Genomic DNA, 19,313 nt, shown 5'->3' with positions numbered 1-19,313 from the left:
CTCCTGTCAGTTGGGCAGCAGGCGCCGGGCCCGCTCGCGGATGACGCGCTCCTCCTCGGGGAGCGTGAACAGGGTGAGCTGTTCGCCGTCGTGCGCGCCGAGGCGCAAGCAGCGCTGCTCCCAGGGAGTGGTCACGACGCCGGGCCCGCGGGTGGCGCCGTGCTCGGCGAGCCGGGCGGCGAGCCTCTCCAGTTCGGCCTCGTCGCGGACCTCGACGCGCAGCGCGTGGTCGCGGCCGTGCCGCGCGCCCGTCTCGGCATCGTCGACCAGGTCCCACTGGGCCTCGTCGAACAGCTCGATCGCCGCGGGCGCGACGGCGAACAGCACGCCGCGCTGCCCGCCGGGGTGGGTCCACTCGTCGACGATCGGCAGGCCGAGGCCGTCGCGGTAGAGGCGGACGGCCGCGTCGAGGTCGGTGACCTTGAGGCAGACGCGCAGTTCGTCGAAGTGGCGGCGGCCGCCGCCCGGGTGCTTGGCCGGGCGGCTGACCAGGACGTAGACGTGGCCGTCAGGGGCGCGGAAGTGCGACCACTCCGTGGCCCACGACGTCTCGACGCCGACGTGGACCTCGCCGATGAACGCGACGCCGTGCGCTTCGAGTTCGGCCCTGGCCGCCCGGACGTCGTCCACGAGCAGTCCGGCCACCGGGTGCTCGAAGAAGGAGTGCTCGGTGTCGGCGGGCTTGAAGACCTCGAAGGCGTCGCCGTCGGGCAGGTCGAAGACCACGGCGCCCGGCTGGTCGAGCCCGATGGGCAGGCCGACGACGTCGGCGAGGAACGCGCGCATGTCCTCGAAGTGGTCGGTGCGCGATCCGAGCCAGCTGATGCCACGTACGATCATGAGACTCTCACGGCTTCCTGTGTCGGCGCGCGGCCGAGCTCGGCGCACGCGGTGCAGACGGGGACGTCGCCGCCGGCCGGGTCGCGGTCCATCTCGAACGCCACATAGGAGCGTTCGCAGACCCCGCAGGCGACGCGGGCGGCCCACACGTCGTCCACCTCGGCGCGCAGGTCGCCGTCGCGGCGCAGCAGGCTGGACGGGCCGAGCTTGAGGACGACGGCGTAGAGGACGACGCTGACCGCGAGCGCGATCAGCGGCGCGAGCTGGGACAGGGCCGGGAAGGTCTCCGGGCTCTGGGTGAGCCAGATGCCCACCGCGGCGGAGACCACCCACACGCCGAGCCCGGGGGTGAACGCGCGCAGCCGGCCGGGCCGGAACTCGGGGCCGCCGGGGCCGCGGTCGCGCGGGGTGAGCGCGAAATGGGTGACGACGACGCCCACCCAGCTCACCAGGAAGACGCCCTGCCAGGTCAGCGCGGTCTGCAGGTAGCTGAACACGTCGGTGAGCATGAGCAGGAACGCCACGGCGGCGACGATGAGGACCCAGACCAGCCGTGGCAGGCGCAGGCCGAACACGCGGGCGAACACGCGCTGCCAGTTGATGGAGGACAGGTAGTAGTTGACGGTGTTGACCCGGGTCTGGGTGACCACGATGAGCAGGACGCCCCACAGGCCGAGGGTGGTGACGATGGCCTGGACGACGCCCGCCTCGGCGGCGGGGTCGCCGGGCAGGACCGTGCGGGTGAGGAAGATGCCCGCCAGGCCGTTGAGGAGGAACAGCCAGACCCAGTAGACCCAGCCGAAGGTGACGTTCTGGTGGAAGCGCAGGTCCTTCGGCCTGCCGAGCCGGGCGAACTCCACGGTGGTGGGCATGAGCAGCCAGATGCCCATGTAGAGGGTGAACGCCATGAGCCAGCCGGGCACGGGCCGTGCCTCGGGCGGGATCACGCCGGCGAACTGCAACCAGTCCGACTGGCCGCCCGCCTTGACGGCCGCGACGACGACGGCCGCGATGACGCCGACCACGTAGACGGGGAGCAGGATGCCGTTGACCCGGTCCATCCAGGTCTGCACGCTGCCCATCATGAGCGGCAGGATCGCCACGACCACGATGAGGTACCACCAGCGGATGTCGGGCCCGCCGAAGTGCATCTTGAACGCCTGGGCGAGCACGCTGCTCTCGAAGACCGCGTAGTAGGTGGCGTTGGCGGCGATCAGGAGCGAGGTGAGGACGGCGCCGACGGCGCCGAACATGCGGCGGGACAGCAGCGTGGGGTTGAGGCCCCAGCGGACGCCCCAGGCGGTCATGAACCAGTTGAGCGCGGTGTAGACGACCACCGTGCCGACGAGTCCGATGATCGCCTGGCGGGTGCCGACCAGGCTGGAGACGAGTGCGCCGTAGAAGAGCCAGACCATGGCGCTGAGCAGCGACCAGTTGGCCATCAGGAGCTTGAACTTGGGGACGCGCGCCGTGAGGGGGACCGCGTGCTGGGCGTAGTCCTCGGCGCGCTGCTCTTCGACGACCCGGGGGTCGTCCTCGTGGGTGACGGGCAACATGACGTGATCCCTTCTATGAGGGAGGGGGGCACTGTGCATGCATAAGTGCATGCACCTATGGAGCGGCCGAAGTCAGCCGCGATCCGCGAGCAGCCACCCCGCGCCCGGGACGACCGGGTCGAGGCCGAGCACGCGGAGTGTCCGCCACACCGTGGCGACCGAGGCGGTCACCACCGGGATGTCGAACGCGTCCTGGATCCGCTGCACGACGGGCAGCGAGGGCATCTGCACGCACGCGCTGAGCACGAGCGCGTCCACGCCCGAGGTGTCGACCTTCCCCGCGATGTCGACGAGGCCGGCCGGGTCGAGCCGCCCGACCGCCAGGTTGTCGGAGACCTCCAGGCTGATCGCGTCGTGTACCTCGACGCCCTCGGCCTGGATGTAGTCGCAGACGGTCTGGGTGAGGGGCTTCATGTAGGGGGCGATCACCGAGATCTTCTTCGCCCCGAGGTGCTGGAGTCCTTCGACGAGCGCGCCCGCCGAGGTGACGACCGGGATGCTCCCCCCGGCCCTCTCGGCCAGGTTGCCCTGGCTGGTCCGGTGGTAGCCGGGGCCCTGGGCCATGATGGCCACGAGGCACGCGTAGGCCATGACGTCCACGTCGGCGTCGGCGAGCTCGACCGCGCAGCGCAGCGACTGCTCGTCCATCTCGCGGAGCTGCTCGGGATCCACGTGCCGCATGCGCATCCGGGAGGAGTGGAAGGTGAACCGCTCGGGGCGGATCTCCTCCCGGGCGCGCAGCATCGCGGGGATCTCGGTCTCCATCGTCGTGTTCGAGCTCGGCACGATCATGCCGACCCGGATCGCCGTCATGGCGGGTCTCCTTCGGGAGGTGCGTTGGTGAGGTTGGTGGTGGTCAGGGCCAGGTCGTGGCGGACCTCCTGGCGGAGCCAGCGCAGCCGCGCGGGGCGCCGCTCGATCCGCCGGTCAGGTGTGGTGTCCAGCTCGATCCCGAGGCCCCGGGCGGCCACGCGCAGCGCGCCGAAGACGTGGTCGGGCTCGCCGTCCAGGACGAGGCCGAGCGCCGCGTCGATCAGGTGGAACTCCAGCACCTGCCGGGCGAGGACCGCGTCGCCGTCCCGGATCGCCTCCATGAAGATCCGGTCCACGGCCGTGAAGTCCTCCAGGACGCCCGGGTGCGACAGGTAGAGCCGCTGGTGCCGGTAGATCCGGGTGTGCAGCATGTCGATGAGGTCGGCGACGCCCTTGGGGTAGCGGCGCAGCGCGGTCTGGTGGAAGCGCAGGTGCGCCTCCTGGAAGTCGCGGACGCGGCGGCCGTCGCGCTCCATGGTCTCCAGGTCGGCGGCCATCCGCTCCAGGTCCTGAGCGGTGAACTCGCCGACGAGCCCGGCGATCGTGGGGGGCTCGACCAGCAGGCGCAGCACGTAGTGCTGCTCGACGTCGGCGTGGCTGGCCGGGGCGACCTCCATGCCGCGGTTGGCCTGCGATACGACCAGGCCGTCCGCCTCCAGCCGTTGCAGGGCCTCGCGCAGCGGGGTGCGCGAGGTGGCCAGCTCCGCGGCGAGCCCGCCCTGCGAGAGCCGGAAGCCGGGGACGTACACGCCCTCGATGATCCGCTCGCGCAGGGTCTGGTACAGCTCGTCCACCGTGTTGCCCGGCCGGATCTCACTCATCCTCGGAACCCAGCTTCCGCGCGAACAGCTCGCTGAACTTCTCCGGTTCCTGGGCGGCGACGATCTCCAGTTGCATGGCGTCCAGCAGGATGCGGTACCCGCGCCTCGGCACGCTCAGCTCCAGCCGCTCGCCCTGCCGGGTCCAGACCTTGCGGACCCGGACTCCGGTGAACTCGTTGCCGATGCCGAAACTCTCCCCGACCCGGACGATCCCATCGTTCGCATCGCTCATCCGCGGCCTCCTCCGTCGACGTCGATGATCTCTGCCGGGACACGGTACGCGCCGGGCCGCACCCCGCGCAGCACGGGAAGCGATTCCCTGCGGCGGGCGACCTCGGCGAGGTCGAGCTCGACCACCCGGCAGGCGGCCGGGGCCTCGCCGAGGTCGGCGAGCACCTCGCCCCACGGCCCGGCGGCCAGGGCGTGCCCGTAGGTGGGGAACGCGTCGCCGCCTTCGGCGCCGCGCACCGTCGCCGAGGCGACCACGTAGGCCGCGTTCTCCACGGCGCGGGCGCGCAGCAGCAGCTCCCAGTGCGCCTCGCCGGTGCGCTGGGTGAACGCCGCGGGGACGAGGAACACCTCGGCCCCCGCCAGCGCCAGGGCGCGGTACAGCTCGGGGAAGCGCACGTCGTAGCAGATGGTGAGCCCGACGGTGACCCCGGCCACCGTCAGCAGCACGGGCCGGTCCCCCGCCAGCTCGACCCCCGACGCCTCGAACGACCGCCCGTCGACCACGGCGTCGAACAGGTGGATCTTGTCGTAGCCGCCGGCGATCTCGCCGCGCCCGTCGATGACCAGCGCGGTGTTGTGCACGCCGCCGGAGTGCCGGCGCTTGAATCCGCCGAGGACGACCGCGCGTCCGGTGTCCGCGGCGGCCCGCCGCAGCGCGGCGATCTCCGGCGCGTCCACGGTGAGCGCGGCGGCCCGCATCTCGGCGTTGGTGCCGAGCATGAGGCCGTTCTCCGGCAGCAGCACCAGGTCGGCCCCCTCGCACGCGTGGATCATCTCCACGGCGCGCGCGGTGTTGGCGGCGAGGTCCCGGGTGGCGTGCCACTGGGTGAGACCGACCCGCAGGCGGGGACCGGGCGCGGCGCTAGGCACGGGCCGGTTCCGGCAGGAGCATGTCCACGACGGTCCAGCCGCCGCCCGACGCCTCCATCGGCTCGTAGGCCAGCACCTCGCCGCGCACGCCGGGCCCGGTCAGGCCCAGCATGATCAGCCAGTTCAGGAACTCGTACTGGCCGTGGTCGAGCAGCGCGTACGGCTCCAGGTTGCCGAGGTCGCAGCCGCGCCCGGCCTGGAGCATCTGCAGCACGTAGGTGTCGAACTCGACGTCCACGCCGCCGAACTTGCCCGGGTCGAGCCAGTGCGACAGCCCGCCGGTGGCCAGCATCGCGACCCGCTTGCCCCGGTCGGCCACCACGTACCGCATGACCTCGCCGAAGGCGCGGGCGCCGAACGGGGAGAACCCGCGGGCCGGCTGGGTGATGATCGGGATGACCGGCAGGTCGGGGCGGGGCAGGAGCTGCCGCAGCGGCACGATCAGGCCGTGGTCCAGGTCGATCCGGGTGGACTCCTCGACCTCCATGCCCTCGGCGCGGATCGAGTCGACCAGCGCGCGGGCGTACTCGGGGTCACCGGTCAGCGTCAGGTCCAGGTCGGGCCGCTTGAAGAACTCCATCGAGCCGGTGTGGAAGGCTCCGGTGCCCACCACGAACGCGCCGGTGCGGAAGCTCTGGAAGTGGCAGTCGGCCGTGACGATCAGCAGCTCGGGGTCGGCGTCGGCCAGCCGCGCGGCCAGCCGCCGGTAGCCGTCGCCGAGCCGCTCGACCGCCTCGGCCGGGTCGATCTCGGGCCGGGCCAGCAGGTCGGGCACGTGCGAGCAGCCGCCGGCGAAGACGAGGTTGGCCGGGACGTCCGGGTCGGGCAGTGCGGCCGTGGTCTCGACGTGGAAGCTGCCCGCGCTCGTGGAGTCCCCGAGGTCGTCGGCGAACCAGCGGCTCACCAGGATCGTGATGCCGTCCACCAGGCCCGCCGAGCGCAGCCGGTCGCGGTCGCCGCGCGCGATGACGCCCGCCCATTCGGCGTCCAGGTCCAGCTCGGCGCCCACGGCGGCGGGGTCCTCGCGGAACCTGGCGAGCAGGCCGGTGTCCTTGGCCAGGGCCAGGATCGCGCGCTCCAGCGTCTTGGCGTCCATGTCAGGCGCCCTCTCCCGTCAGGCGGCCGTCGCGGACGACCGCCGCGCCGTCGATCTCGACGGTGCAGCCGCGCATGGGGATGTCCAGGTGGGCCGGGGTCTCCCGGTTCGCGAACCGGTTCGGGCCGGTGGACCACATGAAGTTGCCCGCGGTGGAGCGCAGCTCCTGGCCGTACAGCGAGCGCGGCTCGTAGACCTCGAACGCCGACCAGCGGGCGACCGGGTGGACGCCCCAGCCCATGTGGGAGACCGCGTACACCTCCGGGTCGTCCCACGCCTCCAGGTAGTCGCGCAGCACGAACGCGTCGTTGCCGTCGCCCTTGACGTCGGTGATGAAGCCGTCCTCGATGGTCAGCGTGACGGTGTCGCGCACCGCGCGCTGCCACGGGATGAGCGCGTCGCCGGGCTGCAGCACGATCTGGCCCTGCGCCGTGCGGTCGTGCGGGAAGCAGGCCACGAAGCCGCTCGGCCAGTGGTCCCAGCGGCCCGGCTCGTCCACGTAACCCCACTGGTGGGTGATGGGCAGGTCCTCGCCGGAGATGTCGGCGGTCAGGTCGGTGCCCGCGGCGCTGGTGACGCGCAGCGTGGTCCCGGCCTTCAGCAGGCGGCCGCCGGCCTCGACGACGGCGCGCAGGTCCTCGTCGCCCATGAGCCGCTCCAGCACGTCGGCGGGCTCGGCCACGAACAGCATGCGCTTGCCGTTGCCGGTGATCCGGGTCCGCACGTCGGAGTGGATGAGGCCGCCCACCGTCACGTCGATGACCAGGTCGCACTCGGCCGCGGCGGCGAGCAGCGCGGCGACCTCCCGCCCGTCGGCCTCGTAGGGGGGCAGCATCGGGTTGGACAGGCTGGAGGCGGTCAGCACGAGGGCGCCGGCGCCGAGGTCGCGGGCGGCGGCGACGGCCGCCTCGGCGTACTCGGTCTTCTGCCCCAGCTCGGAGATGACCGCGACCGTCTCCGACGAGGTGAGCTTGCACAGGCCGTACTGGTCGACGAAGAGTTCGCGCAGGGTCTTCGGCATTCTTCTGATGCTCCTTCGGTTAGAGGGTTGAGCGGATGGCGCCGCCGTCGACCGCGAAGGCCGCGCCGGTCACGAAGGCGGCGGCGGGCGAGACCAGGTAGGCGGCGGCCCGCGCGATCTCCTCCGGCTCCGCCCAGCGGCCCAGGGGGATGGCCGAGACGACCTTGGCGACCTCCTCGTCCTCGGTGGTGCCGTTGGCGGCGGCCTTGGCGGTGGTGATGGCGCGCATCCGGTCGGTGCCGGTGGCGCCGGGCATGAGCTGGTTGACGCGGATCCCGTGCGGGGCGAGCTCCATCGACATCTGCTTGGACAGCGCCGATATGGCCGCGCGCATGGTGGCCGACAGGACGCCGCCGGGCGCGGGTTGCCTCACCCAGGTGGAGGTGACGAACAGGATCGACCCGCCGCCCCGCTCCGCCATGACCCGGGCGCCCGCCGTGGCGAGCTGGACCGCCGGGCGGACCAGCAGGTCGTAGGCGGTCGCGTAGTCGCCGGCGGTGGTGTCGAGGAACGGCAGGATGCGCGGCCCGGGGGTGTTCACCACCAGGACGTCCAGCCGCCCGTGGTCGGCGACCACGCGCGGGACGAGGGCGTCGACGGCCGCGGCGTCCGACAGGTCCACCGGGTAGGCCGCCTGGCCGGGCCCGGCCTGCGGGGCGCGGGCGGCGACGGCGACGGTGGCGCCCTCGTCGGCGAGCCGCGCGGCGATCGCGGCGCCGATGCCGCGGCTCGCGGCGGTGACCAGCGCGACCTGGTCCTTCAGTCCGAGGTCCACGGTCAGTCCTGGAGGGTGATCGCGCACTCGGGGCAGGACGCGGCGGCCGCGCGGGCCGTGGCCTCGTCCGTCACCGTGCCGTCGCCGATGACCGAGGCGTAGCCCCAGTCGTCGAGCTGGATGAGCGTGGGCGCGAGCTCGGCGCAGGTGCCGTAGCCGTTGCACTTGGTCGCGTCGACGAACGCCTTCATATCGTGACTCCCTCGAACTCGGTGAGGACGGTCCTGGCCCACCCGGCCGCGCCGTCGAGGAACGCGCACGCGCCCCGGCCGGGCAGCGTCTCCCCCCAGCGGGCCAGGTCGGCCCGGTCCTTTGCGGACGCGGCGCCGTCCCGGAGGGCGGCGAAGGCGTCCCTGATGGCGGCGGTGCCCCGGACGCACACGCCGCACTGCCCGGCCGACTCGGCGGCGTACCAGGCGGTGATCTCGGCGGCGACGGCGAGCGGGTCCTGGTCGGCGGCGAGGGCGGTGACGGCGCCGCAGCCGAGGCCAGACCCGGCGGCCCGCACGTCCTCGTAGGTGACGCGCAGGCCGGTGTGCCGGGGGCCGAGCAGTCCGCCGAACCAGCCGCCCATCACGAACCCGGCCGGGGTGCCGGTGAACCCTCCTGCCACGTCGAACAGCTCGGCGAGGGTCGGCCCGAACGGGACCTCGTACACGCCCGGGGCCGCGACCGCGCCGGACAGCGTGACCAGCGTGGTGCCCGGCGAGCCCGGCGTGCCCTGCCCCCGGTACGCGGCGGCGCCGTGCCGGGCGATCCAGGCGGCGTGCGCCAGCGTCTCGACGTTGGAGACGAGCGTCGGACGGCCGTCCACGCCCGCGTCGCAGACCCGCGGCGGCTTGGCCAGCGGCAGCGCGGGGCCGCCGCCGATGGACCGGCAGGCGGCGCTCTCCTCCCCCGCGACGTAGGTGGGCGCGACGACGTGGACGTCCACCGGCATGGCGGGCGGGCGCTCGGCCAGCGCCGCCTCGACCGCGGCGACCGTGTCGGCGTGGGAGAGGTAGACGACGGCCCTGGCGGCGCCGACGGCCCGCGCGGCCAGCAGCAGGCCGTCCAGGACGAGGTGGGGGCGGTGGGTCAGCAGCCAGCGGTCCTTGCGGGAGGCGGGCTCGCCCTCCTCCCCGTTGGCCACGACCACGCGCGGCCCGGGGTTGGCGGCGACCGCGCGCCACTTGACGTGCGCGGGGAACCCCGCGCCCCCGCGTCCCCGCAGGCCGGCGGCCTCGATCTCGGCGATCAGGTCGTCGCGGATCACCGGCCCGTAGGTGCCGGCGGCCAGCTCGGCGGCGAGGTCCATGGGCTCCCGGGTGAACAGCCTGGTCTCCCCCGTCAGCTCCACAGCGCCATCACCTCCTCGAGCCCGATCACGTCGGCGTACTTGGCGTCGATGTCGTACAGATTCGCCGCGTGCGGGCCCGCCTGCCGGTCGCCGACGCACTCGGCGGGGACGAAGACGGGGTAGTTGAGCGCGCAGGCGTCGATGACGGTGGCGCGGACGCACCCGGAGGTCGTCGCGCCGGTCACGACGAGGGTGTCCGCGCCGCTCTCCGCCAGGAGCGCGGCCAGGCCGGTGCCGTGGAACGCCGACGCCTGCTTCTTCACCAGGACCGGCTCGCCGCCCTTGAGCCGCGCGTCGACCTCCACCCAGGGGGTGCCCTCGGCGAGCGCGGCCAGCGCGGGCATCTTGCGCAGCCAGACCAGGCTGTCCGGTTCCCCGGGCGCGTAGGAGATGGTGGTGAAGAACACCGGCCAGCCCCGGGCGCGGGCGTGGGCGAGCAGCCGGGCGGTGGCGGCCACGACCTCGCCGAGGTCGGCGCCCGGCGGGCAGGCCGGGTCGGTGAACCCGTTGATCAGGTCCACGACCACCACGGCCGGCCGCGCGCCCGGCGTCAGCCGGCCGCCGAGGCCCGCGGGGACCTCAGTCATCGAAGGAGAACTTCGGCCAGGCGCCCGGCTCCGCGCGCATCATGTCGCCGTAGAAGCGGTAGAGGTTGCGCTGCACGCCCTCCTCGTACCGGGTCCAGTAGGAGATGCCGGGGCCGGGCCAGTCCTCGACCGGCTTGGCGATGCCGACGCCCGGCATGCCCATCTGGTAGTTGAGCTTGAAGTCGAGCAGGTCGGCGGCGACCGAGCGGCCGGTGCGGCTGACGGTGATCCACGGCTCGGTGTCGTCCATCTCGAACGCGCCGCCCATGGAGAACGTGCCGAGCCCGGCCCGGTACGCCCGGTCCTTCTGCGCGGGCGTCATGTTCTTGTAGACGCAGAACCAGTTCCAGATCTCGACCTGGCCGACGCCGTGCGGCTGCCAGGTGCGGATCGTCACCACGCCGGTCGGCGGGTGGTGGGCGCCGTCCTCGGTCATCGGCAGCGCCAGGATCGAGAAGTTCGGGAAGACGTTGGCGACCATGACGCGCGAGCGGCGGGCGATGTCGAGTTGGTGCGCGCTGATCCGGCTGGTGTCGAACGTGGCGACGAGCTCCTCGGGGAAGCCGAAGAACTTGGGGCCCGGCTCGTCCTCGGTGGGGGCCATCGAGAACGACAGCGAATGCCCCGGCGCGGCCTGGACGTGGTAGCCCATCATGTTCTCGCGGAACGGCACCGGGAAGGCGCCGATCTCCCACACCGAACGGTGCAGCGTGCCGAGGTGGTAGTCGTCGCCGGCGAAGTTGTCGCTGCCGGACTTCCAGTTCGCGTCGATGACGAAGCGCTGCGGCGCTCCGACGATCTCCATGCCGTGCTCGTTGAGGCCGAACAGCAGGTCCAGGTACCAGGCCATGCCGCCGAGGTACTCCTCCAGCGGGGGCGCCGAGGGGTCCAGCGTGGCGAAGACCAGCCCGTGGTAGGACGCCACCTTGGCCGCCTTGGTGAGGCCGTTGCCCTCCTTGGGCATGCCGCCGAACGCGTTGCGCCACAGCGGCGCGCCGACCAGGTCGCCCTTGGTGTTGTACGTCCAGCCGTGGTACGGGCAGCGGAAGTGGGAGGTGTTGCCGGAGTCGGAGCGGCAGACCTGCACGCCGCGGTGGCGGCAGGCGTCGAACAGGACGTTGATCCCGCCGTGCTCGTCGCGGATCACGATGAAGCTGTCCTCACCGATCTTGCGCAGCACGTAGTCGCCCTTGGCCTCGATCTCCGACTCGTGGGCCAGGAAGACCCAGCAGCGGCCGAACAGCCGCCGCAGCTCGCGGTCGTAGATCTCCTGGTTGCCGAACAGGCCGACCGGGATCTCGCCGTGGGGAAGGCCGCGGTCCAGCGCGTCGAGGAGCGCGTCCGCCCTCGTGGGCCCAGTGATCGTCATCGGGGTTGCTCCTCGGGACCTCAGAAGAAGATGGACAGGTTGTGGGTGCCGATCACCGTCAGGTCGAGCAGGACCCGGCGGCGGTAGAGCTTCAGCACGCCGTCCTCGCGGCGCAGCACGTCACGGCGCTCGCCGGACAGCAGCTGCGGCTGCGTCTGCTCCTGGCGGGTCCTGAAGATCAGGAGGTTGCTCCGCACGCCGATCGCGTCGCCGTCCTCGGAGGCGCGGATGTTGGTCACGAAATGCCTGATCCGGGATGGCGGGTCCTCCGCCCACGCGTACGCGGTCTCGTTCCGCGCGACCCGGCTCCTCAGGGATCCGTAGGTCTCGTCCAGGTGGTAGACCCCGTCCACGAACCCGGTGCCCCGGGCGCGCTCGACGGTCTGGCGCAACGGCACCTGGTAGACGACCTCCTGGCTCACCATGCCTTCGAGCCACTCGCGCTCCCGGTACTCATCGAGCAACTCGGCCTCGATGTCCATCCATTGCACGACCTCGTCGTACAGCGGGCTCCCGGCCATGACCCTGCCCACGGCCACCTCCTCTCGAAGTGAGCACACTTTTGCATACACTTTGAGAGCTGACAAGAGTGTCCTGGTAAAAGCATGTACGTCCGCATCGGCCGGCCCCCAACCGGGGTCGGCCGACGGGGAAGGCGGCGTCCCAGCCGGCGGCCGTGGGATCCGTCGCGCCTCACCCGCCACGACTCCTCCGGGCTTCACGTGCCTCTTGAGTGGGCTCACGGTGATCCGCCACGACGGCGCCGCGCGGGAGGGCTAGGTCAGTTCGATCATCCTGCGGAGTCGTCTGGATGACCGGCTGTACGGCGCGGTCAAGTGTCAGATGATTTCTGATGGCTGAGGTGTGTCGAACCCACCCGTGCGGCACCGTCGTGGCCAGGCACCGCGATCCCACCCATGACCGCGCGCCGGCGAGCCACGCAGCCCGGAGGCCGGAGACCTCCGTGCCGCATGGGATTGTGCGGCGGGGTCAGGGGCCGGGGTCAGGGGGTGGGGCGGGAGGCGGTGAGGGTCAGGGTGGTGTAGCGCATGGTGAAGGCGCCGCCGGCCGCGTCGATGGCGGCGCCGGTGGCGGTGAGGAGTTCCTGGAGGAGGTCCGGGGGGAGCCGGGTGTGGAAGCCGTGGGTGGGCAGGACGTCGAGCCACTCGTCGCGCGTGTAGTGCTGCTCCCAGGGGAACCGCCACTCCTCCGGGTCGCCGAACGCGCCCGCCTGCCGTATCCCGTCCGCCGCCTTGGCGGCCATCGCCCCGTAGGCGTCCATCGGGGACGTCGCCGCGTCGTGCGGCAGGTCGGGCAGCACGCGCCGGTAGATCTCGGCGGACCGCTCCGCCAGGTCGGCGGGGGGCTCGGCCACGTTCCAGAACACCGCCAGCCGGCCGCCTGGCCGCAGCACCTCCGCCGCCTTGGCGGCGCCCGCGACCGCGTCCACCCAGTGCCACGCCTGCCCGGCGACGACCGCGTCGAACTCCCGCCCGGCGGGGTCCCACGCCTCGAACGTCGCGACCTCGACCTCCAGTCCGTTGCGCCGGGCCAGTTCGGCCATCCGCGCGTCGGCGTCGACGCCGAGCACCCGGCACCCGGCCGCCTGGAACAGCCGGGACGAGATGCCGGTGCCGCAGCCGACGTCGAGGACGTCGGGTCCGGGGCTGGCGGCGACGATCCGGGCCACCATGGCGCCGGGGTAGCTGGGGCGGGCCCGGTCGTAGCGTTCGGCGTCCGCGCCGAAGGACTCCGCGACCTGCCGCAACCGGTGCAGCTGCTGGGGAGGCTCTTGCTCCGAAGGTATAGTGGGCATGCGCCCACCATAGTGGGCACATGCCCACTCGACAACCGCGTGGGCCGCACGCCAAGGGAATGAGGGATCCACCATGCCGACGGGCGTGGCCATCCGCGACGTCAGGGAGCAGTTGTTCGACGCGGCGGAACGCGTGCTGCTGCGCGACGGGCCGAGCGCGCTGACCAGCCGGGCCGTCACCACGGAGGCGGGCTGCGCCAAAGGCGTCCTGCACCGGCACTTCGACGACTTCGACGGCTTCCTCGCCGAGTTCGTGCTCGACCGCGCCGGCCGCATGGCCCCTCAGGCGTTCGCCCTGCTGGAGGCCGCGGGGACCGGCACCGTCGCCGGCAACCTCACCGACGCCCTGACGGACCTGTTCGACTCGGTCGCCGTGGCCATCGTCCCTCTCATCATCTTCCGGGACGAGCTGCGCGCCCGCCTGCGCCGCACCTGGCCCTCCGGGATCCCCCTCCTGGCCGAGGCCGCGGCCATGATCGGCTCCTACCTCACCGCGGAACGCGCCCTCGGCCGCCTCACCCCCGACGCCGACGTCGAGACCCTGGCCCCCACCCTGATCGGCGCCACCCACCACCTGTTCGCCGACCGCACCGGCACCCCGCCGCAGCGGGAGACCGTCGTCAGGACGGTGAACGCGATCATCGCCAAGACCCTCCCCTGACCATGGCCGCGGCCAGAGCGGTGCCGGCCCGTCGCGGTCACGACGGGCCGGCGCGGGACGAGATCGAGGGTCAGGACGGGGCCAGGGCCGTGAGGGCCTCCTCGGCGCGGCGCATGGACTCGGCGGGGTCGGTGCCCGGAGCGACGATCTCGGGGTCGAAGTTGAGGTCGTGGAACAGCTCGGTCAGGCCGGTGGTGGCGAGGCGTTCGACGTCGCCGCGGATCTCGTCGAGCGAGCCGGTGAGCATGGGACGGCCGGGCAGTCCGGCCTCGCGCACCTTGGTGGAGCCCCGGCAGATGAAGCGCAGCGACTCCGGATCGCGGCCCGCCGCCCGGGCGGCGTCCTTGATGACCTGGATCTGGTCCTGGATGGCGGACAGGTCGGTGCGGCTGGAGCTGATCCAGCCGTCGGCCAGCTCGCCCGCGCGGCGCAGCGCCGGCTCGGCGGTCCCGCCGAGCAGCACGGGCGGCGGGGCCGGCCGGGGCTTGGGGTCCATGTGCACGGGCGGCACCTCGTAGAACTCGCCCTTGTGCGAGACGACGTCCTCGGCCCAGAACCGCCGCAGCACCTGAAGGAACTCCACCGCCCTGCGCCCGCGCGCGGCCATGGGAGCGCCCGAGGCGGTGAACTCCTCCGCCAGCCACCCGAGGCCGAGCCCGGCGTCCAGGCGCCCGCCCGAGACGTCCTGCAGCGTGGCGAGCTGCTTGGCCAGCAGCGCCGGGGAGTAGAACGGCAGGTTGACGATCGCGAGGCCGAGCCGGATGTCCTCGGTGACGCCCGCGAGGTACGACAGCGTGACGATCGGGTCCTGTACCGAGCGGTAGACCGGGCCCATCGGATGACCCACGGGATAGAGAAGCCGCTGGAACGCCCACAGCGACGCGTAGCCGAGCTCCTGCGCCCGCCGCGCGACACGGACCATGTTCGCGGGCGTCGCCCACGGACCCGAAACCGGTACCCCGAAGCCAATTTTCATGGTCACCACCTTATGACCGCGACGTAGATTGGACCGGTGACCGGCGAAGGCGCGTTGACCTCCACCCTGGCCGGGTCCCTCGCGGCCCTCGCGGGCGAGGGCCCGTGGACGGTGCTCAAGAACACCAAGGTGACCGTGGTGCGCGCCGGCGACCTGGTGGTCAAGGCGCATCCGCGGGACACCGACGAGACGGCGCTGGCGGCACGGCTGCGCGTCGCCGCGGCACTGCCCGGCGTGCTGCTGCCCCCGGTCTCGCCGCGCGTCGAGCACGTCGCCGGCCGGCCCGTCACCGTGTGGCCGGCGGGCGAGCCGGTCGATCCGGCCGACCCGGACGGCGCGCCGTGGGAGGCGGCGGCCGTGCTGCTGGCCCGCCTGCACGCCACGCCCCTGGACGGCTTGTCCGCGGCACCGGGGGACGGCGCGCCGCCGGCGCGCGCGCTGCCGCCGGCCGGCGGCCCGGCGCGCGTCGCCCGCGCCGTCGCGCTGCTGGACGAACTCGACGGGCCGGGGCAGGCGTACGCGGGGCCGGTGGCCGTGATCCGCGCCGCCTTCGCCACGCTGCCGCGCGAGGCCCGCGCCGCCTCCGGTCTCGTCCCCGCCGCGCGGGGTGCGGGGCCGCGGGCGCTGACGCACGGCGACTGGCATCTCGGGCAGATCGTGCGCCATCGCGGCGCGTGGGTGCTCATCGACGTGGACGACCTGGGGGTGGGCGTGGCCACCTGGGACCTGGCGCGTCCCGCCGCCTGGTACGCCACCGGTCTGCTGTCCCCGGATCTGTGGGAACGGTTCCTCGGCGCCTACCTCGACGCGGGCGGAAACGCCGTGCCCGCCGGGGATCCGTGGCGGGAACTGGACGTGCCGGCCCGCGCGTTGACGGTGCAGTTGGCGGCCACGGCGGTGGCGGCGGCGGGCGCGGAGGGCCGTCCTCTCGACGAGGTCGAGCGGGCCCTCGTCTCCTCCTGCGAGAGGATCACCCAAGCCGCCGCCGCGCGGTAGGGTCGCCTGAGTCCAGCCTGAAGGAGAACGACTCGATGCGTTGCCCCAAGTGCAGCGGTACCATGCGGACCTTCGATCGCAACGGCGTCCACATCGAGCAGTGCGACAACTGCCGCGGCATCTTCCTGGACTACGGCGAGCTGGAGACCCTGTCCAGGATCGAGAACCAGTGGGCGCAGCAGACCTACTCCGCGCCTCCGCCGCCGCCCCCCGCGCACGGCGGCCCGGCGTGGGGCAGCCCCCACCACGGACACCACCGGGGCCACCACCAGCGCAGCTGGGTGGGCATGCTGTTCTCGAGCTGACCCGCGGGCGGGGCACGGCGCGACGCACCGGCGCATCCGCGCCGGTGCCGTACCTCCGGCGGCGTCCCGCTCCCGTGCGCCCGCCCCGACGAGCGGGCGCCGGGGTCAGCCGCCCGGGAAGTCCTCCGGGTCCACCTCGACGCTGCGGACGTTGCCCCCGACGACGGGGCGCAGCGTGATGCTCCAGGACATGGGCTGGATGTACGTGGCGGTGCGCCGGGTCCTGAACGCCAGGTCCTTGCCGAACTTCTTGAACGCGCAGTCGCGCGTGAAGGCGCGCGTGCGCCGGTCCCAGTCGGATCCGCTGGTGTAGTAGACCTTGTAGGTGCCGTCCGGCACGCCGGTGACCGTGACGTTCTTGCCCTTGCGGATGTAGAAGCGGGTGACGGCGCTCTTGCCGCGCACCACGCTGATCACCGTGTCGGACGTCGCGCCGTTCTTGACGATCAGGTGCCCGAGGCCGCCGCGGGGCCCCCGGCGGATGAACGCGCCGTTGGCCAGCCGCCGGGACTGCTCCTTGGGCGTCTTCAGCCGGGCGACGTCGGCCGGGTAGTCGCCCTTGGCGGCGAGTTCGCCGCCCGCGTCCCTGACCGCGCCGTAGCCGTCCGTCCCGCCGAGCCGGGCGAGGACGGCCGAGGGCGCGCACAGCTCGTGCCCGGCGACGGCGTCGCGCAGCGTGCCGAGGTCGCCGTCGAGGCCGCGCAGCGCGGCGAGGTAGTCGGAGTGCTCGGCGCCGACCTCGGGGGGCGGGGTGGCGGCGCCGAGGCGTTCCACGGCGTCGCTCGCCGCGCCCTGGGCGCGTTCGAGCCGCTGGTCCAGCGACTTCAGCGTGCGCGCCTTGGGCAGGCCGTCGAGGGCGGATCCGAGCGGGTCGGCCGCGGACCTGAGGGTCTCGCGGTAGGCGCCGGCGAGGTCCGGCGCGGGGCTGGCGGCGGCCGAGGAGCCCGAGGAGCCAGCGGCTCCGGACGCGGCGGGCGCGGAAGGCCCGCCGGTGGTGCAGGCGGCCAGGGCCGTCGCCAGGGAGAGGGTCGCGGCAAGCGCGGCGGGAGCCCGCCGATGGGCGCTCATCCGGACATGATCGACGAGCTTCACCAAGGGCGTCAAGTTCGTATGTCAGCCTCGCATGCCCGCGCATGCCGTCAAAACCGGCAGGTCACTCGATAGGGCGGAAAACCAGGAGGGATCTCGGCCGTTTGCTGAGGACGAGCGGCCCCGTGGCGGTGAAGGTCTCTCCGTCGCGGGCCAGCCTCAGTTCCTCCTCCGCCGCGCCGCCCGCGCGGACCCGCCGCTCCCCCGTCACCAGGGGCGCGACGTGGACGGTGTCGGCCCGCCACTGGAAGTAGTGGCGCGACAGCCCGGCGCTGCCGAGCACCGTGCTCGCCAGCGCCCGCAGCCGGGGCAGCCGCGAGGCGGCGGTGAGCAGCCTGAGGTCAAGGACGCCGTCCTCCAGGCGGTTCCTGCGCGTGGGCGCGACCCCGCGCGACTCGTAGGCGCAGTTGCCCGCGAACAGCAGCCACACGCGGCGCCGCACGCCGTCCACGAGCATCTCCTGGGGTCGGCGGTCGTGCATGAGCACGTCGGCCATGGCCAGCACCAGCGCCGGCCACTTGCCGATGCGCTTCTCCCAGTGCTCGCGGCGGTCCACCAGCAGCGGGTAGATGCCGAGGCTGGCGGTGTTGAGGAACACCTTCCCCGCCACCTCGCCGACGTCGACCGCGACCACGTGCCCGGCGCGGTAGGCGGCGACGGCCTCCTGGATGGTCTCCAGGCCGAGGGTGCGGGCGAAGTGGTCGAAGGTGCCCGCGGGGATGGGCAGCAGCGGGAGGCCGTGCTCGATGGCGACCTGCGCGCCGCAGTTCATCGTGCCGTCGCCGCCCGCCACGGCCAGCACGCGCGCCCGGCCCGCGGCCTCGCGCAACCGGTCCATCAGCTCCTCGCCGGGCTGGACCTCGATGACCTCCGCCTTGGGGAGCACCTTGGCGACGGCGGACGCGGTGCCGGGGTCGCGGCCCGCGGCGTCGTTGACGACGGCCACCACGCCCTCGCCGTCGGGGTCGAGGTCGATGAGCGGCGCGGTCGCGGCGACCCGGGCGTCGCCGTCCACGGTCTGGCCCGGCCACAGGCGCGTGGTGACCAGCGCGGCGGTGAGGCCCAGCGCGACGCCGGCGAGCACGTCGCCGGGGTAGTGGACGCCGGTGTACACGCGGGAGAAGCAGACGGCCCCGGCGGTGACCGCGACGGGCACGGCGACCCGTGCGGGGGCCTCCATCGCCACGGCCGCGGCGAACGCGGCGGCCGAGGCCGAGTGGCCGGAGGGGAACGAGTGGGAGGAGGGCATCTTGCCGAGCCGTGCCAGCGGGAAGTCCACGATGGACGGACGGTTGCGCGCGAACGCCTGTTTGCCGAGCAGGTTGACCACGGGGCTGGCGAGGCTGATGGCCAGCAGGCCGCGGGTGGCCGCCCGGCGCATCCGCCGCCGTCCGGTCAGCGCCAGAGCGCCCGCGACCCCCGCCCACAGCAGGGAGTTGTCGGCCGCGCGCGACAGGCGGGGCAGCACGCGGTCGAAGCCGGGCAGGTGCGCGTCGGCGACCGATCTGAACAGGCGCCGGTCCACGGCGCCGAGCCTCTTCCTGATCGGCGTGCGCTCGGTCATGACCCTCCACATGCCCTGGTTAGTGCCCACAGGGGCCACTCACAGTCCCACGAGCGGCCCCTATTCACCTCCGCCCCCGGGTCAGGGTAAGGGACGCCGGCCGGGGAAGCCCAGGTCGCTGCGGTGGTACCAGCCGAGCGCGGTCTCGCCCTCGATCCAGCACAGGCGGACCGACTCGCCGGACAGCACGGCGGGGAAGTCGGCGAGCAGCGGCGCGACGCCCTTGACCTCGATGCCCTGCTCGTCGAACCAGCCGAGGACCTCGGCGACGCGCGCCTCCATCGCCTTGGCCTCGGGGATGCCCCCGAGGTGGGAGCGCCCCGTGGCGGCGAGGTCGTGGCCGAGTTCGGCCAGGTCGGCGCGGATGCCGATCAGCAGGGCGGCGCGGCGCAGCAGCTCGGGCATGAGGCCCCGAGCCTCCTCGACCGTGAAGACCTTGTTCACCACGGCCGGGCCCCGCCCTTCTCGTCGATCGCCGTGGAGCGGCGCGCCGGCAAAGAGCACGGCGTGTCGCGCTCCTCGGGACGGCGGGCGCGCCCGGGCGCGGCGGAGGAGATGCCCGGAGCGTCGGCGGGCAGGCACATGGCC

The 19,313-nt window shown here is 73.3% G+C and carries 23 protein-coding genes; 3 read left to right on the top strand and 20 right to left on the bottom strand.

Annotation, left to right across the window (positions count from 1 at the left end; translation table 11 throughout):
* Window positions 1-6 precede the first annotated feature (6 nt).
* The 15 genes from BJ981_RS26675 to BJ981_RS26605 all read right to left on the bottom strand — a co-directional run bounded on the left by BJ981_RS26675 (window position 7) and on the right by BJ981_RS26605 (window position 13,134).
* A complete protein-coding gene (locus BJ981_RS26675) occupies window positions 7-840 on the bottom strand; it encodes a VOC family protein (protein ID WP_184614854.1) in 834 nt (277 codons plus the stop codon).
* Window positions 837-2,396 (bottom strand): purine-cytosine permease family protein, encoded by a 1,560-nt coding sequence (locus BJ981_RS26670; protein WP_184614852.1) that lies wholly within the window; start codon window positions 2,394-2,396, stop codon window positions 837-839. Before BJ981_RS26670 ends, BJ981_RS26675 begins: the two co-directional genes overlap by 4 nt.
* A gap of 72 nt (window positions 2,397-2,468) precedes the next feature.
* A complete protein-coding gene (locus BJ981_RS26665; protein ID WP_184614850.1) occupies window positions 2,469-3,209 on the bottom strand; it encodes a maleate cis-trans isomerase family protein in 741 nt (246 codons plus the stop codon).
* The gene (locus BJ981_RS26660; RefSeq protein ID WP_184614848.1) at window positions 3,206-4,030 is read right to left on the bottom strand and encodes a GntR family transcriptional regulator; all 825 of its coding nucleotides are present in this window, start codon (window positions 4,028-4,030) and stop codon (window positions 3,206-3,208) included. The genes BJ981_RS26665 and BJ981_RS26660 overlap by 4 nt, the downstream gene beginning before the upstream one ends.
* A complete protein-coding gene (locus BJ981_RS26655; protein WP_184614846.1) occupies window positions 4,023-4,262 on the bottom strand; it encodes a hypothetical protein in 240 nt (79 codons plus the stop codon). The genes BJ981_RS26660 and BJ981_RS26655 overlap by 8 nt, the downstream gene beginning before the upstream one ends.
* Window positions 4,259-5,131, bottom strand: coding sequence for a nitrilase-related carbon-nitrogen hydrolase (locus tag BJ981_RS26650; RefSeq protein WP_184614844.1), 873 nt, complete (start codon window positions 5,129-5,131; stop codon window positions 4,259-4,261). The genes BJ981_RS26655 and BJ981_RS26650 overlap by 4 nt, the downstream gene beginning before the upstream one ends.
* Window positions 5,124-6,227 carry a DODA-type extradiol aromatic ring-opening family dioxygenase gene (locus tag BJ981_RS26645; RefSeq protein ID WP_184614842.1) on the bottom strand — a complete coding sequence of 368 codons (1,104 nt, stop codon included), beginning with the start codon at window positions 6,225-6,227 and terminating at the stop codon, window positions 5,124-5,126. Before BJ981_RS26645 ends, BJ981_RS26650 begins: the two co-directional genes overlap by 8 nt.
* 1 nt (window position 6,228) lies before the next feature.
* Complete coding sequence (locus BJ981_RS26640; protein WP_184614840.1) at window positions 6,229-7,248, bottom strand: 2,5-dihydroxypyridine 5,6-dioxygenase NicX family protein; 1,020 nt, start codon at window positions 7,246-7,248, stop codon at window positions 6,229-6,231.
* A gap of 19 nt (window positions 7,249-7,267) precedes the next feature.
* The gene (locus tag BJ981_RS26635) at window positions 7,268-8,023 is read right to left on the bottom strand and encodes an SDR family oxidoreductase (RefSeq protein ID WP_184614838.1); all 756 of its coding nucleotides are present in this window, start codon (window positions 8,021-8,023) and stop codon (window positions 7,268-7,270) included.
* A gap of 2 nt (window positions 8,024-8,025) precedes the next feature.
* Window positions 8,026-8,214, bottom strand: a complete 189-nt coding sequence (locus BJ981_RS26630) for a ferredoxin (RefSeq protein ID WP_184614836.1) — start codon at window positions 8,212-8,214, stop codon at window positions 8,026-8,028.
* Window positions 8,211-9,362 (bottom strand): NADH-ubiquinone oxidoreductase-F iron-sulfur binding region domain-containing protein, encoded by a 1,152-nt coding sequence (locus BJ981_RS26625; protein ID WP_184614834.1) that lies wholly within the window; start codon window positions 9,360-9,362, stop codon window positions 8,211-8,213. Before BJ981_RS26625 ends, BJ981_RS26630 begins: the two co-directional genes overlap by 4 nt.
* Window positions 9,353-9,949 carry an isochorismatase family protein gene (locus tag BJ981_RS26620; RefSeq protein ID WP_184614832.1) on the bottom strand — a complete coding sequence of 199 codons (597 nt, stop codon included), beginning with the start codon at window positions 9,947-9,949 and terminating at the stop codon, window positions 9,353-9,355. Before BJ981_RS26620 ends, BJ981_RS26625 begins: the two co-directional genes overlap by 10 nt.
* Window positions 9,942-11,318, bottom strand: a complete 1,377-nt coding sequence (locus tag BJ981_RS26615) for an aromatic ring-hydroxylating oxygenase subunit alpha (RefSeq protein ID WP_184614831.1) — start codon at window positions 11,316-11,318, stop codon at window positions 9,942-9,944. Before BJ981_RS26615 ends, BJ981_RS26620 begins: the two co-directional genes overlap by 8 nt.
* A 20-nt stretch (window positions 11,319-11,338) precedes the next feature.
* The gene (locus tag BJ981_RS26610; RefSeq protein ID WP_204070404.1) at window positions 11,339-11,851 is read right to left on the bottom strand and encodes an aromatic-ring-hydroxylating dioxygenase subunit beta; all 513 of its coding nucleotides are present in this window, start codon (window positions 11,849-11,851) and stop codon (window positions 11,339-11,341) included.
* Between the two features lie 470 nt (window positions 11,852-12,321).
* The gene (locus tag BJ981_RS26605; protein ID WP_184614829.1) at window positions 12,322-13,134 is read right to left on the bottom strand and encodes a class I SAM-dependent methyltransferase; all 813 of its coding nucleotides are present in this window, start codon (window positions 13,132-13,134) and stop codon (window positions 12,322-12,324) included.
* A gap of 73 nt (window positions 13,135-13,207) precedes the next feature.
* Between BJ981_RS26605 and BJ981_RS26600 the strand changes: the two genes are divergently transcribed.
* A complete protein-coding gene (locus BJ981_RS26600) occupies window positions 13,208-13,795 on the top strand; it encodes a TetR family transcriptional regulator (RefSeq protein WP_184614827.1) in 588 nt (195 codons plus the stop codon).
* 70 nt (window positions 13,796-13,865) lie between these two features.
* On the opposite strand, the gene BJ981_RS26595 is transcribed toward BJ981_RS26600, so the two are convergent.
* Complete coding sequence (locus BJ981_RS26595; RefSeq protein WP_184614825.1) at window positions 13,866-14,771, bottom strand: TIGR03619 family F420-dependent LLM class oxidoreductase; 906 nt, start codon at window positions 14,769-14,771, stop codon at window positions 13,866-13,868.
* 36 nt (window positions 14,772-14,807) lie between these two features.
* On the opposite strand from BJ981_RS26595, the gene BJ981_RS26590 reads away from it, so the two are divergent.
* Both BJ981_RS26590 and BJ981_RS26585 read left to right on the top strand, forming a co-directional pair.
* Window positions 14,808-15,767, top strand: a complete 960-nt coding sequence (locus BJ981_RS26590; RefSeq protein WP_184614823.1) for an aminoglycoside phosphotransferase/kinase family protein — start codon at window positions 14,808-14,810, stop codon at window positions 15,765-15,767.
* Between the two features lie 35 nt (window positions 15,768-15,802).
* Window positions 15,803-16,072 carry a TFIIB-type zinc ribbon-containing protein gene (locus BJ981_RS26585; RefSeq protein WP_184614821.1) on the top strand — a complete coding sequence of 90 codons (270 nt, stop codon included), beginning with the start codon at window positions 15,803-15,805 and terminating at the stop codon, window positions 16,070-16,072.
* Between the two features lie 105 nt (window positions 16,073-16,177).
* Here the strand turns inward: BJ981_RS26585 and BJ981_RS26580 are convergent, their stop codons facing one another.
* The 4 genes from BJ981_RS26580 to BJ981_RS26565 form a co-directional block, all read right to left on the bottom strand.
* Window positions 16,178-17,140, bottom strand: coding sequence for a hypothetical protein (locus BJ981_RS26580; protein WP_184614819.1), 963 nt, complete (start codon window positions 17,138-17,140; stop codon window positions 16,178-16,180).
* Between the two features lie 85 nt (window positions 17,141-17,225).
* Window positions 17,226-18,725 carry a bifunctional phosphatase PAP2/diacylglycerol kinase family protein gene (locus BJ981_RS26575; protein ID WP_184614817.1) on the bottom strand — a complete coding sequence of 500 codons (1,500 nt, stop codon included), beginning with the start codon at window positions 18,723-18,725 and terminating at the stop codon, window positions 17,226-17,228.
* A gap of 81 nt (window positions 18,726-18,806) precedes the next feature.
* On the bottom strand, window positions 18,807-19,172 hold the full coding sequence (locus tag BJ981_RS26570) for a DUF2203 domain-containing protein (RefSeq protein ID WP_307837839.1): 366 nt from the start codon (window positions 19,170-19,172) through the stop codon (window positions 18,807-18,809).
* Complete coding sequence (locus BJ981_RS26565; protein ID WP_184614815.1) at window positions 19,166-19,309, bottom strand: hypothetical protein; 144 nt, start codon at window positions 19,307-19,309, stop codon at window positions 19,166-19,168. The genes BJ981_RS26570 and BJ981_RS26565 overlap by 7 nt, the downstream gene beginning before the upstream one ends.
* Window positions 19,310-19,313: the final 4 nt, after the last annotated feature.

It is taken from the genome of Sphaerisporangium krabiense (genome assembly GCF_014200435.1).
GTDB classification, from domain to species: Bacteria; Actinomycetota; Actinomycetes; order Streptosporangiales; family Streptosporangiaceae; genus Sphaerisporangium; species Sphaerisporangium krabiense.
This window is presented reverse-complemented; position numbering and strand designations above follow the sequence as displayed.

What these genes read in the sequence shown, in the direction of transcription:
- BJ981_RS26575 (WP_184614817.1), bottom strand. Translation starts at nt 18,725, where the DNA reads ATGACCGAGCGCACGCCGATCAGGAAGAGGCTCGGCGCCGTGGACCGG.
- BJ981_RS26670 (WP_184614852.1), bottom strand. Translation starts at nt 2,396, where the DNA reads ATGTTGCCCGTCACCCACGAGGACGACCCCCGGGTCGTCGAAGAGCAG.
- BJ981_RS26645 (WP_184614842.1), bottom strand. Translation starts at nt 6,227, where the DNA reads ATGGACGCCAAGACGCTGGAGCGCGCGATCCTGGCCCTGGCCAAGGAC.
- BJ981_RS26640 (WP_184614840.1), bottom strand. Translation starts at nt 7,248, where the DNA reads ATGCCGAAGACCCTGCGCGAACTCTTCGTCGACCAGTACGGCCTGTGC.
- BJ981_RS26660 (WP_184614848.1), bottom strand. Translation starts at nt 4,030, where the DNA reads ATGAGTGAGATCCGGCCGGGCAACACGGTGGACGAGCTGTACCAGACC.
- BJ981_RS26580 (WP_184614819.1), bottom strand. Translation starts at nt 17,140, where the DNA reads ATGAGCGCCCATCGGCGGGCTCCCGCCGCGCTTGCCGCGACCCTCTCC.
- BJ981_RS26615 (WP_184614831.1), bottom strand. Translation starts at nt 11,318, where the DNA reads ATGACGATCACTGGGCCCACGAGGGCGGACGCGCTCCTCGACGCGCTG.
- BJ981_RS26620 (WP_184614832.1), bottom strand. Translation starts at nt 9,949, where the DNA reads ATGACTGAGGTCCCCGCGGGCCTCGGCGGCCGGCTGACGCCGGGCGCG.
- BJ981_RS26605 (WP_184614829.1), bottom strand. Translation starts at nt 13,134, where the DNA reads ATGCCCACTATACCTTCGGAGCAAGAGCCTCCCCAGCAGCTGCACCGG.
- BJ981_RS26600 (WP_184614827.1), top strand. Translation starts at nt 13,208, where the DNA reads ATGCCGACGGGCGTGGCCATCCGCGACGTCAGGGAGCAGTTGTTCGAC.
- BJ981_RS26665 (WP_184614850.1), bottom strand. Translation starts at nt 3,209, where the DNA reads ATGACGGCGATCCGGGTCGGCATGATCGTGCCGAGCTCGAACACGACG.
- BJ981_RS26585 (WP_184614821.1), top strand. Translation starts at nt 15,803, where the DNA reads ATGCGTTGCCCCAAGTGCAGCGGTACCATGCGGACCTTCGATCGCAAC.
- BJ981_RS26595 (WP_184614825.1), bottom strand. Translation starts at nt 14,771, where the DNA reads ATGAAAATTGGCTTCGGGGTACCGGTTTCGGGTCCGTGGGCGACGCCC.
- BJ981_RS26630 (WP_184614836.1), bottom strand. Translation starts at nt 8,214, where the DNA reads ATGAAGGCGTTCGTCGACGCGACCAAGTGCAACGGCTACGGCACCTGC.
- BJ981_RS26655 (WP_184614846.1), bottom strand. Translation starts at nt 4,262, where the DNA reads ATGAGCGATGCGAACGATGGGATCGTCCGGGTCGGGGAGAGTTTCGGC.
- BJ981_RS26675 (WP_184614854.1), bottom strand. Translation starts at nt 840, where the DNA reads ATGATCGTACGTGGCATCAGCTGGCTCGGATCGCGCACCGACCACTTC.
- BJ981_RS26565 (WP_184614815.1), bottom strand. Translation starts at nt 19,309, where the DNA reads ATGTGCCTGCCCGCCGACGCTCCGGGCATCTCCTCCGCCGCGCCCGGG.